Source organism: Streptomyces sp. NPDC060366 (assembly GCF_042725135.1).
Taxonomy (GTDB): Bacteria; Actinomycetota; Actinomycetes; order Streptomycetales; family Streptomycetaceae; genus Streptomyces.
Window position 1 is genome coordinate 443,324 of record NZ_JBHXDC010000003.1, and the last position, 14,239, is coordinate 457,562.

Annotated in this window: 14 protein-coding genes and 1 pseudogene; 8 read left to right on the forward strand and 7 right to left on the reverse strand. The window is 70.8% G+C overall.

Translation table 11 applies throughout. The features are described 5' to 3' along the window. Window positions 1–70: 70 nt before the first annotated feature. Entirely contained in the window at window positions 71–487 is a 417-nt protein-coding gene (locus ACFWHU_RS10920) for a Fur family transcriptional regulator (RefSeq protein ID WP_387224649.1), read from the reverse strand. 143 nt (window positions 488–630) lie between these two features. Between ACFWHU_RS10920 and ACFWHU_RS10925 the strand changes: the two genes are divergently transcribed. Next, window positions 631–2,082 (forward strand): catalase, encoded by a 1,452-nt coding sequence (locus ACFWHU_RS10925; protein WP_387224650.1) that lies wholly within the window; start codon window positions 631–633, stop codon window positions 2,080–2,082. 91 nt (window positions 2,083–2,173) lie between these two features. Here ACFWHU_RS10925 and ACFWHU_RS10930 read toward each other — a convergent pair whose 3' ends face one another. Then, complete coding sequence (locus ACFWHU_RS10930; RefSeq protein ID WP_385799828.1) at window positions 2,174–2,575, reverse strand: cyclic nucleotide-binding/CBS domain-containing protein; 402 nt, start codon at window positions 2,573–2,575, stop codon at window positions 2,174–2,176. Between the two features lie 306 nt (window positions 2,576–2,881). Beyond that, entirely contained in the window at window positions 2,882–3,682 is an 801-nt protein-coding gene (gene hisN / locus ACFWHU_RS10935; RefSeq protein WP_385799830.1) for a histidinol-phosphatase, read from the reverse strand. A gap of 150 nt (window positions 3,683–3,832) precedes the next feature. Here hisN and ACFWHU_RS10940 point away from each other — a divergent pair. Further along, window positions 3,833–4,333, forward strand: a pseudogene (locus tag ACFWHU_RS10940) (TetR/AcrR family transcriptional regulator); the annotation flags it as partial. A gap of 373 nt (window positions 4,334–4,706) precedes the next feature. Here ACFWHU_RS10940 and ACFWHU_RS10945 read toward each other — a convergent pair. The 4 genes from ACFWHU_RS10945 to ACFWHU_RS10960 form a co-directional block, all read right to left on the reverse strand. Next, window positions 4,707–5,033 carry a multidrug efflux SMR transporter gene (locus ACFWHU_RS10945; RefSeq protein WP_078079487.1) on the reverse strand — a complete coding sequence of 109 codons (327 nt, stop codon included), beginning with the start codon at window positions 5,031–5,033 and terminating at the stop codon, window positions 4,707–4,709. Between the two features lie 124 nt (window positions 5,034–5,157). Beyond that, window positions 5,158–6,168, reverse strand: a complete 1,011-nt coding sequence (gene rsgA, locus ACFWHU_RS10950) for a ribosome small subunit-dependent GTPase A (protein ID WP_387224651.1) — start codon at window positions 6,166–6,168, stop codon at window positions 5,158–5,160. A 4-nt stretch (window positions 6,169–6,172) separates the two neighbouring features. Beyond that, window positions 6,173–7,549 carry a 3-phosphoshikimate 1-carboxyvinyltransferase gene (gene aroA / locus ACFWHU_RS10955; protein ID WP_385799834.1) on the reverse strand — a complete coding sequence of 459 codons (1,377 nt, stop codon included), beginning with the start codon at window positions 7,547–7,549 and terminating at the stop codon, window positions 6,173–6,175. Window positions 7,550–7,707: 158 nt separating this feature from the next. Next, the gene (locus ACFWHU_RS10960; RefSeq protein WP_385799836.1) at window positions 7,708–8,445 is read right to left on the reverse strand and encodes a M50 family metallopeptidase; all 738 of its coding nucleotides are present in this window, start codon (window positions 8,443–8,445) and stop codon (window positions 7,708–7,710) included. A gap of 346 nt (window positions 8,446–8,791) precedes the next feature. Between ACFWHU_RS10960 and ACFWHU_RS10965 the strand changes: the two genes are divergently transcribed. The 6 genes from ACFWHU_RS10965 (at window position 8,792) to ACFWHU_RS10990 (ending at window position 14,033) form a co-directional block, all read left to right on the forward strand. After that, the gene (locus tag ACFWHU_RS10965; protein WP_385799837.1) at window positions 8,792–9,307 is read left to right on the forward strand and encodes a lytic polysaccharide monooxygenase auxiliary activity family 9 protein; all 516 of its coding nucleotides are present in this window, start codon (window positions 8,792–8,794) and stop codon (window positions 9,305–9,307) included. Window positions 9,308–9,504: 197 nt separating this feature from the next. After that, on the forward strand, window positions 9,505–10,320 hold the full coding sequence (locus ACFWHU_RS10970) for an SOS response-associated peptidase (RefSeq protein ID WP_387224652.1): 816 nt from the start codon (window positions 9,505–9,507) through the stop codon (window positions 10,318–10,320). Window positions 10,321–10,446: 126 nt separating this feature from the next. Then, window positions 10,447–11,091 (forward strand): alpha/beta family hydrolase, encoded by a 645-nt coding sequence (locus ACFWHU_RS10975; protein ID WP_385799841.1) that lies wholly within the window; start codon window positions 10,447–10,449, stop codon window positions 11,089–11,091. Between the two features lie 277 nt (window positions 11,092–11,368). Next, window positions 11,369–12,028, forward strand: coding sequence for a sigma-70 family RNA polymerase sigma factor (locus ACFWHU_RS10980; protein ID WP_023538783.1), 660 nt, complete (start codon window positions 11,369–11,371; stop codon window positions 12,026–12,028). After that, the gene (gene rsrA, locus ACFWHU_RS10985) at window positions 12,025–12,345 is read left to right on the forward strand and encodes a mycothiol system anti-sigma-R factor (protein ID WP_385799843.1); all 321 of its coding nucleotides are present in this window, start codon (window positions 12,025–12,027) and stop codon (window positions 12,343–12,345) included. Before ACFWHU_RS10980 ends, rsrA begins: the two co-directional genes overlap by 4 nt. 191 nt (window positions 12,346–12,536) lie before the next feature. Further along, window positions 12,537–14,033 carry an HD-GYP domain-containing protein gene (locus ACFWHU_RS10990; RefSeq protein ID WP_387224653.1) on the forward strand — a complete coding sequence of 499 codons (1,497 nt, stop codon included), beginning with the start codon at window positions 12,537–12,539 and terminating at the stop codon, window positions 14,031–14,033. Window positions 14,034–14,239 lie beyond the last annotated feature (206 nt).

The following is a 14,239-nucleotide window of genomic DNA, read 5'->3' on the forward strand; positions in this document are numbered from 1 at the left end:
AGGATCCGGGCCTTCGTCGTGTGCCGAAGTGAATGGGGCGCTCAGCCCCCGCGCCGCGCGCGCAACGCGCTCAGGCGTGTGCGCAGTTGGGACAGGTGCCCCGGTAGGTCACTTCCACGTCCGAGACCGCGAAACCGAAGCGCTCCGTCGTGGGGAGGTCGGCCAGCGGGTCACCCAGCGGATGCACGTCGCGGATCGTGCCGCACTGCGCGCAGACCAGGTGGTGGTGGGGCCGGTGGGCGTTCGGGTCGTACCGCTTGGCGCGGCGGTCCGTGGAGACCTCGATGACCTCTCCGAGCGTCACCATCTCGCCCAGGGTGTTGTACACGGTCGCCCTGGAGATCTCGGGCAGCCGGGCGACGGCCCGTGCGTGCACCTCGTCCGCCGTGAGGTGTACGTGGTCCCCGTCGAGGACCTCGGCCACCACACGGCGCTGGGCGGTCATCCGCCAGCCGCGTTCGCGAAGTCGTTCCAACAGGTCACTCATGAGGATCAGCTTAACAGTGAAGACGCCCAGATCCTGAACGAGTGTGGAGTTGGACCCCTGCTTGACTTAGACAAAGTCCATCGTAGGATCGTGACAGGCAACCGCCGAGCGACAGGTTCAGCAGGAATGACCAGGAGGCGCACGTGACGCAGGGACCGCTTACTACGGAGGCCGGCGCGCCGGTGGCCGACAACCAGAACAGCGAGACGGCGGGTGCCGGTGGTCCCGTCCTGGTTCAGGACCAGGCTCTTCTGGAGAAGCTCGCCCACTTCAACCGTGAGCGCATTCCGGAGCGCATCGTGCACGCCCGAGGCGCCGGCGCGTACGGCACCTTCACGCTCACCCGCGACGTGTCGCAGTGGACGCGTGCCAAGTTCCTCTCCGAGGTCGGCAAGCGGACCGAGACCTTCCTGCGTTTCTCCACCGTCGCCGGCAACCTCGGCTCGGCCGACGCGGTGCGCGACCCGCGCGGCTTCGCGCTGAAGTTCTACACCGAGGAGGGCAACTACGACCTCGTCGGCAACAACACCCCGGTGTTCTTCATCAAGGACGCCATCAAGTTCCCCGACTTCATCCACACCCAGAAGCGCGACCCGTACACGGGCAGCCAGGAGGCTGACAACGTATGGGACTTCTGGGGTCTGAGCCCCGAGTCGACGCACCAGGTGACCTGGCTGTTCGGTGACCGGGGCATCCCGGCCACGCTGCGCCACATGAACGGGTACGGCTCGCACACGTACCAGTGGAACAACGAGGCCGGCGAGGTCTTCTGGGTCAAGTACCACTTCAAGACCGACCAGGGCATCAAGAACCTCACCACCGACGAGGCGAACCGGCTCTCCGGCGTCGACCCCGACAGCCACCAGCGTGACCTCCGCGAGTCCATCGAGCGCGGCGACTTCCCCTCCTGGACCGTGCAGATCCAGGTCATGCCCGCGGCGGACGCGGCCGGTTACCGCTTCAACCCGTTCGACCTGACCAAGGTCTGGCCGCACGAGGATTACCCGCCGGTCGAGATCGGCAAGCTGGAGCTCAACCGCAACCCGGAGAACATCTTCGCGGAGGTCGAGCAGTCGATCTTCAGCCCGGCGCACTTCGTGCCCGGTATCGGCCCGTCGCCCGACAAGATGCTCCAGGGCCGTCTGTTCGCGTACGGCGACGCCCATCGCTACCGCGTCGGCATCAACGCCGACCACCTGCCGGTGAACCGTCCGCACGCCACCGAGGCGCGGACCAACAGCCGTGACGGCTTCCTGTACGACGGCCGCCACAAGGGCGCCAAGAACTACGAGCCGAACAGCTTCGGCGGCCCCTTCCAGACGGACAGGCCCCTCTGGCAGCCCACTCCGGTCACCGGCACCACCGGCAACACCGAAGCCCCCGGCCACGCCGAGGACAACGACTTCGTGCAGGCCGGGAACCTCTACCGGCAGATGTCGGAGGACGAGAAGGGCCGACTGGTCGACAACCTCGCCCAGTTCATCTCCAAGGTCTCGCGCGACGACATCGCCGAGCGGGCGGTCAACAACTTCCGTCAGGCGGACGGAGACTTCGGCAAGCGGCTGGACACCGCGGTCCAGGCACTGCGCGGCTGACGGCCCTTGCCGATGAGGTGGTGGAAGCCGGGTTCCGGGACGGATCCGGCTTCCACCACCGCCCCGCGACGTCTCCCGGCAGGCCCGGAGGTCAGCCGGTCAGCGCCGACGGGCGCCGCGCGACCGGTGCCCAGCAACGGATGATGTCGCGTACGGAGACGATGCCGACCGGCTCCCGGTCGTCGCAGACGATCAGATGACGGAAGCCGCCGTGCGTCATCGCCTCGGCCGCCTCCTCCAGGGTCCAGATCGGTGAGGCGAACACGACGTCGGTGGTGGTGTGCGTCCCGGCGAGTTCCACCTCGGGATTCTGGCCGTCGCCGATCGAGATCAGGATGTCGCGCTCGGTGATGATCCCGAGGCCGCTCTTTTCGGTGTCCAGGACGACGGCCGCGCCGACCCGGCGCTCCGCCATCAGCTGCGCGGACTGGCGGAGTGTGTGGGTGGGCCCGATGGTGAGGACCACCGTGCTCATGGCGTCACGGACGAGCATGGATGGAGCCACCTCCTCGGTGAACCGGTCCCTCTGCTGGAGAACGGATTCACAAGTTCACAAGTGGGGGTAGTCTCAGAGTGACACCGACACGGTGAGTCAACAAGGGGGCGGGCGGAGCGAGGCGCCCCGCGCGCGGTGATCAGAACCGCACGCCCCCGGCGCCCCAAGGATTCCCGATCCCCCGAATGGCCTATTGCCGACGGTTAAATCTCGGCCGGGCGCGGAAGCCGGGCGCCGAAGCCGGCCACGGACGCCGGACGCGGACACGGACGGCATCCGTGCCGCTCGCGTCGGCGGCGGTCGTCAGTAGCGCTGGTTCAGATAGCCGAGCAGTTCCTCGTGCAGCACCCCGTTCGACGCCGCCGCGTTGCCGCTGTGCGGCCCCGAACGCCCGTCCAGGCCCGTGAACCGCCCGCCCGCCTCCTGGACGATGACCGACGGCGCCGCCATGTCCCACAGCGACAGCTCCGGCTCCGCGCACATGTCCACGGAACCCTCGGCGACCATCATGTACGGCCAGAAATCGCCGTACCCGCGCGTACGCCAGCAGGCCCGGGTCAGATCCAGGAACCCGTCGAGGCGGCCCTGCTCCTCCCAGCCGCTCAGCGACGAATGCGCGAACGAGGCGTCCCCGATGCGCGAGACCTTCGAGACGCGCAGCCGGGTCGCCGCCGAGAGACTGCGGCCCGAGTACGCGCCGCCGCCCTTCGCCGCCCACCAGCGGCGCGCCAGCGCGGGCGCCGACACCACGCCGACCACCGGCTCGTAGCCGCCCTCGCCCGCCACCATCAGCGAGATCAGCGTCGCCCAGACGGGGACGCCGCGTACGTAGTTCTTGGTGCCGTCGATCGGGTCGATGACCCAGCGGCGCGGGCCGGTGCCCTCGATTCCGTACTCCTCGCCCAGTACGGCGTCACGGGGCCGCGCGCGCTGGAGATTGCCGCGGATCAGCTCCTCGGCCGACTTGTCGGCCTCACTCACCGGGGTCATGTCCGGTTTGGTCTCGACCTTCAGGTCGAGTGCCTTGAACCGGTCCATCGTCGCGGCGTCGGCGGCGTCCGCGAGGACATGGGCGAGTCGCAGATCATCGTGGTAATCGGGCATGGTCGTCACAGTATCGACAGCGTCCAAGATCGGGCTACGGGCCGGTGCCGCGGCCGCCCGGCGGGCGGCCGGACCCGCGTCCGGTCCTCTTGACAGCGCGCGAGGCTGCGTCAACTCTGAGTGCGGAGCCGAACGGCCCGGGAGGCAACGATGCCTACAGCGCGTGAAGCCCTACTCAACGCCGCACTTTCGGCGCTCACGGACCAGTCCTGGTCCGCCGTCAGGATGGTCGACGTCGCGTCGGCCGGCGGGGTCTCGCGGCAGACCCTCTACAACGAGTTCGGCAGCAAGGACGGTCTCGCCCGCGCGCTCGTACGGCGCGAGGCCGATCTCTACCTGTATGGCGTCGAGCGGCTGCTGGCGGAGCCGGCGGACGCGGTCGACCGTCTGGTCTCGGTGGCCGAGTGGACGGTGTCCGAGGCGCGCTCCAGACCCCTGCTGCGCGCCCTTCTCACCGACGGCTGGACCGAACGCCACCCGGCGCCCCGTCCCCTGCGCCCGGCGGCCCCTCCGGGGGGCGCGCCCGCCCAGCGCCGCGCGGACGCCGGTCCGCCCGCGCCGGCGGATCTGGTGGCGGCGGTACGGAACCGGGCCGTGGCCGCGCTGGACCCGGGGCGGCCGGACCGCCGGGGCCGTACGGACCAGCTCCGGGGCGACCAGCCGCGTACGGAACCGCTGCGTGTGCAGGCGGGACGGGTGCAGCGGGCGCGCGTCGAACAGGCACGTACGCCGCAGCACCGCGGACCGGAGCGGGCCCGGCCCGACCAGCCCCGGCCGGATCAGCTCCGGCCGGATCAGCCCCGGCCGGATCAGCCCCGACCGGAGCAGCCCCGGCCCGAGAACGGCCGCTCCGTCGCACCGGTCCGTGCCCCCGAGCCCGTCCTCCGTACGAAGGACGAGTCCGCCGAGCTGGCCTTCCGCTGCGAGCTGGCCGTACGTCTCGCTCTGGCGCATGTCGTCGCGCCCGACTCAGAGCCCGTCGGGCGTCTGGTGCGCGCGGCCGTCGCCGGGCCGATCGCGGCGGTCAGTGCTGGGACGAGCCCGAGAGCTGGAGGCCGATGACCCCGATGATGACCAGCGAGATCGAGACAATCTTCAGCGTGGAGACCAGGTCGTCCAGGAAGATCATCCCGTAGATCGCCGTACCGGCCGCGCCGATGCCGGTCCACACCGCGTACGCCGGTCCGACGTCGAGCTTCTTGAGGGAGAGGGTCAGCAGACCGAAGCTGGCCAGCGCGAAGACCGCGAAGGCGATCGTGGGCCAGAGCCGGGTGAACCCGTGGGAGAGCTTGAGACAGACGGCGAAGCCCGTTTCGAGCAGCCCCGCGACCACGACCAGCAGCCACGCCATCGTCTGCGCCTCCCCGTATTGCTCACCGCGTCTTTTCCGGGCCTTGGTAACCCTTGGTAGGGCTTGCCGAGACTTGGTGAGTTTATGCACTTACCAGGGGTTGTGGGCGGCAAACATGGCGGGATCAGTCGCCCTCCCGGCGTTCCCGGGTGGAGAGCAGACGGCGCAGCGAGTCGAGCCTCGACGGGTCGGCGTGCCCCTCGGCCACCCACGCGTCGAGCGCGCAGTCCGGTTCGTCGTGGCTACAGCCACGCGGGCAGTTCTCCGTGCCCGGCACGAGATCCGGGAACGCCAGGATGACGCGCGAGGGATCGACGTGGTGCAGGCCGAAGGAGCGGATGCCGGGAGTGTCGATCACCCAGCCGTCCACCTTCTCCAGCGGCAGCGCGAGCGCCGATGTGGTGGTGTGCCTGCCACGCCCGGTGACCGCGTTGACCAGGCCGGTCGTACGGCGCCGGTCGTCCGGCACAAGGGCGTTGACGAGCGTCGTCTTGCCGACACCGGAGTGCCCGACGAACGCGGTCATCCGGCCTTCGAGGTATTCGCGTACCCGGTCGGCAGCCTCGCCGGTGGCCAGTTCGTCCCGTCGTGTGACGACGTAACGGATCCCCAACGGCCGGTAGGTCTCCAGCAGTTCGTCCGCCGACGCCAGGTCGGACTTGGTCAGGATCAGCAGCGGTTCGAGGCCCGCGTCGAACGCCGCGACCAGACAGCGGTCGATCAGCCGGGGCCGCGGCTCGGGGTCGGCGAGTGCCGTGACCACGGCGAGCTGGTCGGCGTTGGCGACGACCACGCGCTCGAACGGGTCGTCGTCGTCCGCCGTGCGCCTCAGTACGGAGCGTCGCTTCTCGATCCGCACGATGCGCGCGAGCGTGTCCTTCTTGCCGCTCAGGTCCCCGACGAGCGACACCTGGTCGCCGACCACGGCGGCCTTGCGGCCCAGTTCGCGCGCCTTCATCGCCAGGACGACGGTGTCACCCACCAGACAGGTGAGCCGGCCCCGGTCGACGGTCAGGACCATGCCCTCGGCCGCGTCCTCGTGCTTGGGGCGGATGTTCGTACGCGGTCGGTTGCCCTTGGGGTTGGGGCGGGAGCGGATGTCGTCCTCGTCGGGGTTCTTGCCGTAGCGGCGCATCGCGTCAGGCTCCCGCTCCCGCGAGCATCTCGGTCCACATCTGCGGGAAATCGGGCAGGGTCTTGGACGTCGTCCCGACGTTCTCGATCTCCACGCCGTCGACGACGAGGCCGATGATCGATCCGGCCGTTGCCATGCGGTGGTCCTCGTACGTGTGGAAGACGCCTCCGTGCAGGGGGCGCGGGCGGATGTGGAGGCCGTCGGCGGTCTCGGTGACGTCGCCGCCGAGCTCGTTGATCTCCTTGGTGAGGGCGGCCAGCCGGTCCGTCTCGTGAAGCCGCAGATGGGCGACGCCGCGCAGGGTGGAGGGGCCGTCGGCGAGTGCCGCGACGGCCGCGATGCCGGGGGTCAGCTCGCCGACCTCGCTCAGGTCGACGTCGATGCCGTGGATCCGGCCGCCGCCGGTGAACGTCAGCCCCTGTTCGGTCAGTTCACAGGAACCGCCCATTTCGGTGAAGATGCGGCGCAGCGCGTCGCCGGGCTGTGTGGTGCGGGTGGGCCAGTCCCGTACGGTCACCCGGCCGCCGGTCACGAGGGCGGCGGCGAGGAACGGCTGGGCGTTGGAGAGGTCCGGCTCGACGGTCAGGTCGCGGCCGAGCACGGCGCTGGGGGAGACCCGCCAGACGTTCGGCTCGCCGCCCGTCTCCGGCTCGTCCACCTGGGCACCGACGCGGCGCAGCATGTCGACGGTCATCCGGATGTGCGGCAGGGACGGGAGGGTGGAGCCGACGTGCCGTACCTCGACGCCCTGGTTGAAGCGCGGGCCCGAGAGCAGCAGCGCGGAGACGAACTGGGACGACGACGAGGCGTCGATCTCGACCGTGCCGCCGTCCAGCGCGCCGCCGCCGTGCACGGTCAGCGGGAGCGAGCCGCGGCCCTCGTCGTCGATGCGGGCGCCGAGGGCGCGCAGGGCGTCGATGACGCCGTTGAGCGGGCGTACGTAGGAGCGGGGGTCGCCGTCGAAGTGGATGGGGCCGTCGGCGAGGGTGGCGACGGGCGGCAGGAAGCGCATGACCGTGCCCGCGTTGCCGACGTCGACCGTGGCCGGGCCGTGCAGTCCGTTGGGGAAGATCCGCCAGGCCTCGCCGGTGAACGACTGGCTGCCGGCGCCGCGCGCGGGGGTCATGGAGCCCGCGGCGGCGGAGCTGGAGGAGATCGTCTCCTCGATGCCGACGCCCATCGCGCGCAGGGCGTCCGCCATCAGGAGGGTGTCGCGTGAGCGCAGGGGACGGCGCAGCCAGCCGGGTTCGGCGGCGAGCGCGGCGAGGACGAGGCCGCGGTTCGTGACCGATTTCGATCCGGGCACGGTGACAGTCGCTTCGACGGCCCCGCTCGCGTATGGGGCGGGCCAGGGGGCAGGGTGCACGGCGCTTTCGGTCATGGCCTTTACTTTAATGGCTGCACAACGGCCCCGATCTCTATCAAATACGTTGAAATCGGGGCGTAATACGAAGGTGGTATGGAGGCGTCGACCGGCTCGCGGAGGCGCCGCGTCCGCCCCGGGGGCCCCGCGTGGCCACGGTCCCGCCACGCGAGGGCCTACAGGCCGAGCAGCCAGGTGCCTCCGCCGATCAGTGAGCACAGCGAGACGGCGTGGAAGAGGAACAGCCACATCGCGGGCGGTACGTGCGTCAGCCGCGCGAGCTGGTCGGCGTCGGAGTCGGGGGCGCCGCCGTGCCGCCGCTTGGACTGGAGCTCGAACGCCGGCCGTACGCCGCCGAGCAGCAGGAACCACACCGCGGCGTACGCGAACGCGGCCTGCACGGTCGGGCCGGTCAGCCAGGAGATCAGCAGGAAGGCCGCACCCGTAACGATGACGGTGAGCGCCCCGTACGCGTTGCGGATCATCACGAGCATCACCAGCAGCAGCGCCGTGGCCAGCCACAGCAGCAGCGTGATGTGGTGCGCGGCGAGCAGCCAGGCCCCGCCCAGGCCCAGCAGCGGCGGGGCCGTGTAGCCGGCCGCCGCGGTGAGGATCATGCCGATGCCGGTGGGCTTGCCGCGGCTGACGGTGAGGCCCGAGGTGTCGGAGTGCAGCCGGATGCCGTCGAGCTTGCGCCCGGTGAGGAGGGCCACGAGGCCGTGCCCGCCCTCGTGGGCGATGGTGACGGCGTTGCGCGACAGCCGCCACAGCGAGTGCGGCACGACAGCGGTGAGCGCGACGACGGCGGTGACGATCACCAGCCAGTCGTCGGGGACTGGCTGGGTGCCGGAGACGCGATCCCACAGATCGCCCATCGAGGCGGCCGCGAGGGCGCTGGAGTCGGTGCTGATCATCGCTCGGGCGGCTCCTTAGGAGGATGTGCGTCGTCGCAGTGTGGCACTTGGGTGAAGGGCGGGGGTCCCGCACGGTGGCTGGGGTCTTTCAAGCCACGTGCGGTCAAGGGCAGTTCAAGTCTTGACGCCACCCGAGCGCGGCTGTCATGGTCTAGACCTAGTAGAACATCGAAGAATGGAAAGCCCCGCGACAGCTCTGGCGCCGGACCGTCACCGGACCTCAACGGCTGTCGATGCAACTGTTCGTGCACCTTCGCGAGTTCCCCACACGCAGTGAGTCCGTCACGGGTCGGAGCCTGCGCGTCTTCGGCGCCGGTCCCTCGGACGTCACCACGAAGGAGTTGTCATGCACAAGAAAACTCGTCTCGGCCTCGTACTGAGTGCGGCGGTCGCGCCGATCATCGCCGTCACCCTCCCCGCCCCGACCGCCGGCGCACACGGCTGGATCAACTCGCCCGCCAGCCGCCAGGACCAGTGCAAGACCGGCGTCGTCTCCTGCGGCGACATCAAGTGGGAGCCGCAGAGTGTCGAAGGCCCGAAGGGCCAGAAGAACTGCCACGGCGGCGTCGGCCGCTTCGCCGAGCTGAACGACGACAGCAAGGGCTGGCAGCGTTCCAACATCAGCGCCAACCAGACGTTCAACTGGACGCTGACGGCGCGGCACCGCACCAGCACCTGGCAGTACTTCGTCGGCAACACCAAGGTCGCCGAGTTCAACGACGGCGGCGCCCAGCCCGGCGCGACCGTGAGCCACAACGTCAACTTCGGCAGCATCCGCGGCAACCAGAAGGTCCTGGCCGTCTGGAACGTCTTCGACACCGCGAACGCGTTCTACGCCTGCGTCGACGTCAACATCCGCTGACCGAAGCGAGGGCGGAGCCGAGGTCCGTCCCTGTTGGGGCCGGGGCTTTTCCCGGCCCCAACAGGGCGGCGGCGCTCCGATCACCGCCCGCCACCCGCTTCAGCACACCGGCGCCGGACAATCTGCGAGGGTTGGAGGGGTGTCGGTAGCGTGATCCGGCGCGAGTGCGTCGGGTCATGGGCAAGGGGTGGTCGAACATGTGCGGTCGGTACGCGGCGAGCCGGAGGCCGGAGGATCTGGTCGGGCTCTTCGACGTCGAGAAGTGGGAGCCGCAGGAGACCCTCGCGTCCGACTGGAACGTCGCACCTACCAAAGAGGTCTACGTCGTCCTGGAGCGCCCGGTGAAGGGCGCCGACGATCCCGCTCCCGTACGTCAGCTCCGCACGCTCAGGTGGGGGCTCGTGCCGTCCTGGTCCAAGACGCCCGAGGGCGGCGCCCGGATGATCAACGCGCGTGCGGAGACGGTGCACGAGAAGCCCTCCTTCCGGCGTCCCTTCGCCTCCCGGCGCTGCCTCGTACCGGCCGACGGCTACTACGAGTGGGTCACGGCCCCCGAGGAGCGGCAGCTGGAGGAGCAGGGCAAGAAGAAGCGGCCCCGCAAGCAGCCGTACTTCGTCACCCCGGCCGACGGGTCGGTCATGGCCATGGCCGGGCTGTACGAGTTCTGGCGCGACAAGACCCTGCCCGACGACCATCCGAACGCCTGGTGGGTGACCTGCTCGGTCATCACCACCGAGGCCGAGACCGGTCCGCTCGGGGTGGCGCCCGCCGAGGGACCGGGGTCGCTCGCCGACATCCACCCCCGGATGCCGCTGATGCTGACGCCCGACCGGTGGGACGCCTGGCTGGATCCGGCCCGTACGGACGTGGAGGAGCTGCGCGAGCTGCTGGCGCCGCCCCCGGAGGGGCTGATGCGGGCCTACCCCGTGGCGACGGCCGTCAGCAACGTACGGAACAACGGCCCGGAGCTGCTGGAGGAGCTGGCGGCGCCCGAGGAGAGCACGCTCTTCTAGCTTCCAGAGGCGGGTCGGAGGCCGGTCCTTCAGAGGTCGGCCGGAGGTCGGTCGTGCAGAGGCCGCGTGTCGTGCGCGGGCCGCGGATCCCCGGTGTTCCCGCGCGCCGATGTGATCCTGGTGCCCATGCAGAGCGAGATCGTCGACACTCCCGCGGGCGAGGCCCGTATCACCTGGCACCCTCCCAAGAAGGGGACGGCCGCGCGCCTCGTCCTCGCCGTCAGCCACGGCGCGGGCGGTGGCATCGAGGTCCGCGACCTCCAGGCGCTCGCCGCGGCCCTGCCCCCGCTCGGGGTGAGCGTGGCGCTGGTCGAGCAGCCGTGGCGGGTCGCCGGGAAGAAGCTGGCGCCGGCTCCCAAGACCCTCGACACCGGCTGGCGGGCCCTGTGGCCCGCGCTGGCGAAGCGCGGCCTTCCCGTCGTCGCGGGCGGGCGCAGCGCCGGGGCGCGGGTGGCCTGCCGTACCGCCCGCGAGCTGGGTGCCCACGCCGTACTGGCACTGAGCTTCCCGCTGCACCCGCCCGGCCGGCCGGAGAAGTCCCGCGCCGACGAACTGCTCGGGGCCGAAGTGCCGACGCTCGTCGTCCAGGGCGGGAACGACCCCTTCGGGAAGCCCGCCGAATTCCCCGAAGGGGATTACGAGCTGCTCGAGGTGCCGTACGGAGACCACTCCTTCACCGTCCCCAAGCGGGCCACGATCACCCAGGACGAGGCCCTGACCGTCCTCACCGACGGCGTCGGGAAGTGGATCCGGTCACAGTCGGAGCGCTGACGGAGCGTGGCCGCGCACCCGGGAATGCGTCGTAGGCGGCGGCTGTTGTGCGAGATGTCGGTACACAGATCCTGGAAAGGGAGTCCGTCGCATGGGTTCGACCATCTGCCCCGCCCGGTCGCACGCCACCGAAGTGGAGTGGACGGTGCTCTCCGCACCCAGGACCGCGCCTGTTCGGTCGTCGGTCGAGGCGGCACCGCGGCCCGCCTCGGCACAAGGTCGACTATTCTCCGATTCGAGTGGGTCCGCCTTTGGGCCCGCCGCAGCGTTGGAGGAGGTGGGTCCGGTCACTGGGACCGACACAGGGACCGACGACGGCCACAAGGAAGAGTCAGCCGCCGAGCGCAACGCCCGATTCGAGCGGGACGCACTCGGCTATCTCGACCAGATGTATTCGGCCGCGCTGCGCATGACGCGCAATCCGGCCGATGCCGAGGACCTCGTGCAGGAGACCTACGCCAAGGCGTACGGCTCCTTCCACCAATTCCGTGAGGGCACCAACCTCAAGGCGTGGATGTACCGCATCCTCACCAACACCTTCATCAACTCGTACCGCAAGAAGCAGCGTGAGCCCCAGCGCAGCGCCGCCGAGGAGATCGAGGACTGGCAGCTGGCGCGTGCCGAGTCGCACATGTCGACAGGGCTGCGCTCCGCCGAGTCCCAGGCGCTCGACCACCTTCCCGACTCCGACGTCAAGGAAGCGCTCCAGGCGATTCCCGAGGAGTTCCGCATCGCCGTGTATCTCGCCGACGTAGAGGGCTTTGCGTACAAGGAGATCGCGGACATCATGGGGACACCCATCGGTACGGTGATGTCGCGACTGCACCGTGGCCGGCGTCAACTGCGCGGCATGCTTGAGGACTACGCCCGCGAGCGCGGGCTTGCCCCGGCCGGCGCCGGAGAGTCGTCGGACGATCGGAAAGGCTCGGGCTCATGAGTTGCGGAGAGCCGCACGAGACGGATTGCACCGAAGTTCTCGACCATCTTTACGAGTACCTCGACCGGGAGATGCCGGACAAGGACTGCACCAAGTTCGAGGAGCACTTCGACGAGTGCTCGCCGTGTCTGGAGAAGTACGGACTCGAACAGGCCGTGAAGAAGCTGGTCAAGCGGTGCTGCGGGCATGACGACGTACCGACCGACCTGCGGGCCAAGGTCATGGGGCGGATCGACCTCATCCGGGCCGGCCACACCGTGCCCGAGCGGGACGTGACGGCCGTCGACACCGACCAGACGGCCACCGCCAACGAGTAGCCGGCGGCCGCAGTACCGACGCGCCTACGGGGCGCGCCGCGCACATCGCGGCGCGCCCCGCGTGCGTTTCCCCACGTATCACCCGATGGTGCTAATCGCCGCTGTAGACCGGTGGGCCGATGCCCAACTGGCTAGCCTGGCCCTTCCTTTCGGGCCGGTGGCACAGGGGGCGGGTGCGGGGTGAGAGCGGGGTGAACGCCATTCCGGGAGCGGCACGCGCGTACATCTGCTGCGCCGTGCTGGGCGCGCTCGCGTGCGTGCTTCCCGCGTTCGCGCTGCCCGGGTTACGCCACGGTCCCACGGCGGGCACGGAGAGCCTGTGGCCCGCCGTCCTGCTGCTCGGCGCGCTGTACGCGCTCTGCGAGACGCCCGCCCGCTGCCGCTTCCTGGGGAGATCGGTGCGCGGGTCGGTACCCGTCGCCGCCGGGTCCTTCTTCCCCGTGCTGCTCACCGCCGCGTTCCTGCTGCCGCCCGCCGCCGCCGCGCTCGTGGCCGTCCCCGGCGCGCTGGCCGGTCAGGTCGCGCGCCGGCCGGCCGGGGTCCGCCGTGTGTGGCGCGCGGCGCAGCTCGCCATCGCCATCTGGGCAGCCGCCCAGGCCCACCGGCTCCTCGGAGGACCGGCCGCGCTGGGCGGCGCCGCCACTGCTCCCGGCCACGGCGTCCCCGACTTCCCGTACGTCCTGCTGCCCGCCGGGGCCGGGGCGCTCGCCTTCTGTCTGGCCTTGACCGCGCTCGACGGCGGCATCCTCGTCACCGCCGAGCGGCGCCCCGTCCGCACGGCCTGGCGCGGCCTGCTGCCACGCTCGCTCGCGCCGTACGGTGCGCACGCCCTGGCCGGGCTGATGATGGCCGTGCTCTGGCGCAGCTCCTACGGGCCGCTCTCCGCGCTCTTCGTACTACTGCCGATGTACATCTCCTGCTGGGTCTTCGCGCAGTACCACCGCGAACGCGCCGCCCACCAGGCGACCATCAGGGCACTCGTGCAGGCCGTCGATCTCAAGGACCGGTACACACGCGGCCACAGCGAACGCGTGGGGCGCGCGTCGGTGATGATCGCCGGGGAGCTGGGGATCGACGACGAGCGCCTGGAAGTCATCCGGTTCGCCGGAATCCTGCACGACGTGGGCAAGCTCGGCGTCCCCACGCGCGTACTGCGCAAGGACGGGCCGCTGACCCCGGAGGAGCGGCGTGTCATCGAGCTGCACCCCGAGTACGGCCACGAGATCGTGCGCGGCATCGACTTCCTCGGCGAGGCCCGGTCGGCGATCCTGCACCACCACGAGAGGCTCGACGGCAGCGGCTACCCGTACGGACTGGCGGGCGCCGAGATCCCCGAGCTCGCACGGGTCGTCGCCGTCGCGGACGCCTTCGACGCGATGACCTCGACCCGGTCCTACCGCCGTGCGCGGCCCGTACCGGTGGCGGTGGCGGAGCTACGGCGCTGCGCGGGCTCCCAGTTCGACCCCAGGATGGTGCGGGCGCTCGTACGGGCGCTGGACCGCCACGGCTGGCAGACGGCGGTGACGTCGGACGAGCCGGGCCCGCGGGAGCTGCCCGCCGGGCCGCGGCTCCCGGCACCCGCGCACGCGGTCGCCGCCCCGCGCGAGAACGTCCCACCCGCGCACCACTCGACCGGCCCCCGCACGACCCCGACCCCGACCCCGGGCGCGCCCGGCGGCCGCCCGTGACCACCGGGCGGGCCTACGGCCGGGCGCACGGCCCTGGCGCCTGCGACGCGAGAACGAGGCCGGACCGGCGGCCCCTGTGCGGGCCAGGAACCGGCACACGCGTCCTTGACCGCAGGCCGGTTCGGCTTCCGGGCGGTGCCGGCGAACCCCCAAGAACGGCGTCGGCCTGCACGGCCGGGCCGGCCGTCCCCGTATCCCCGGCGGTC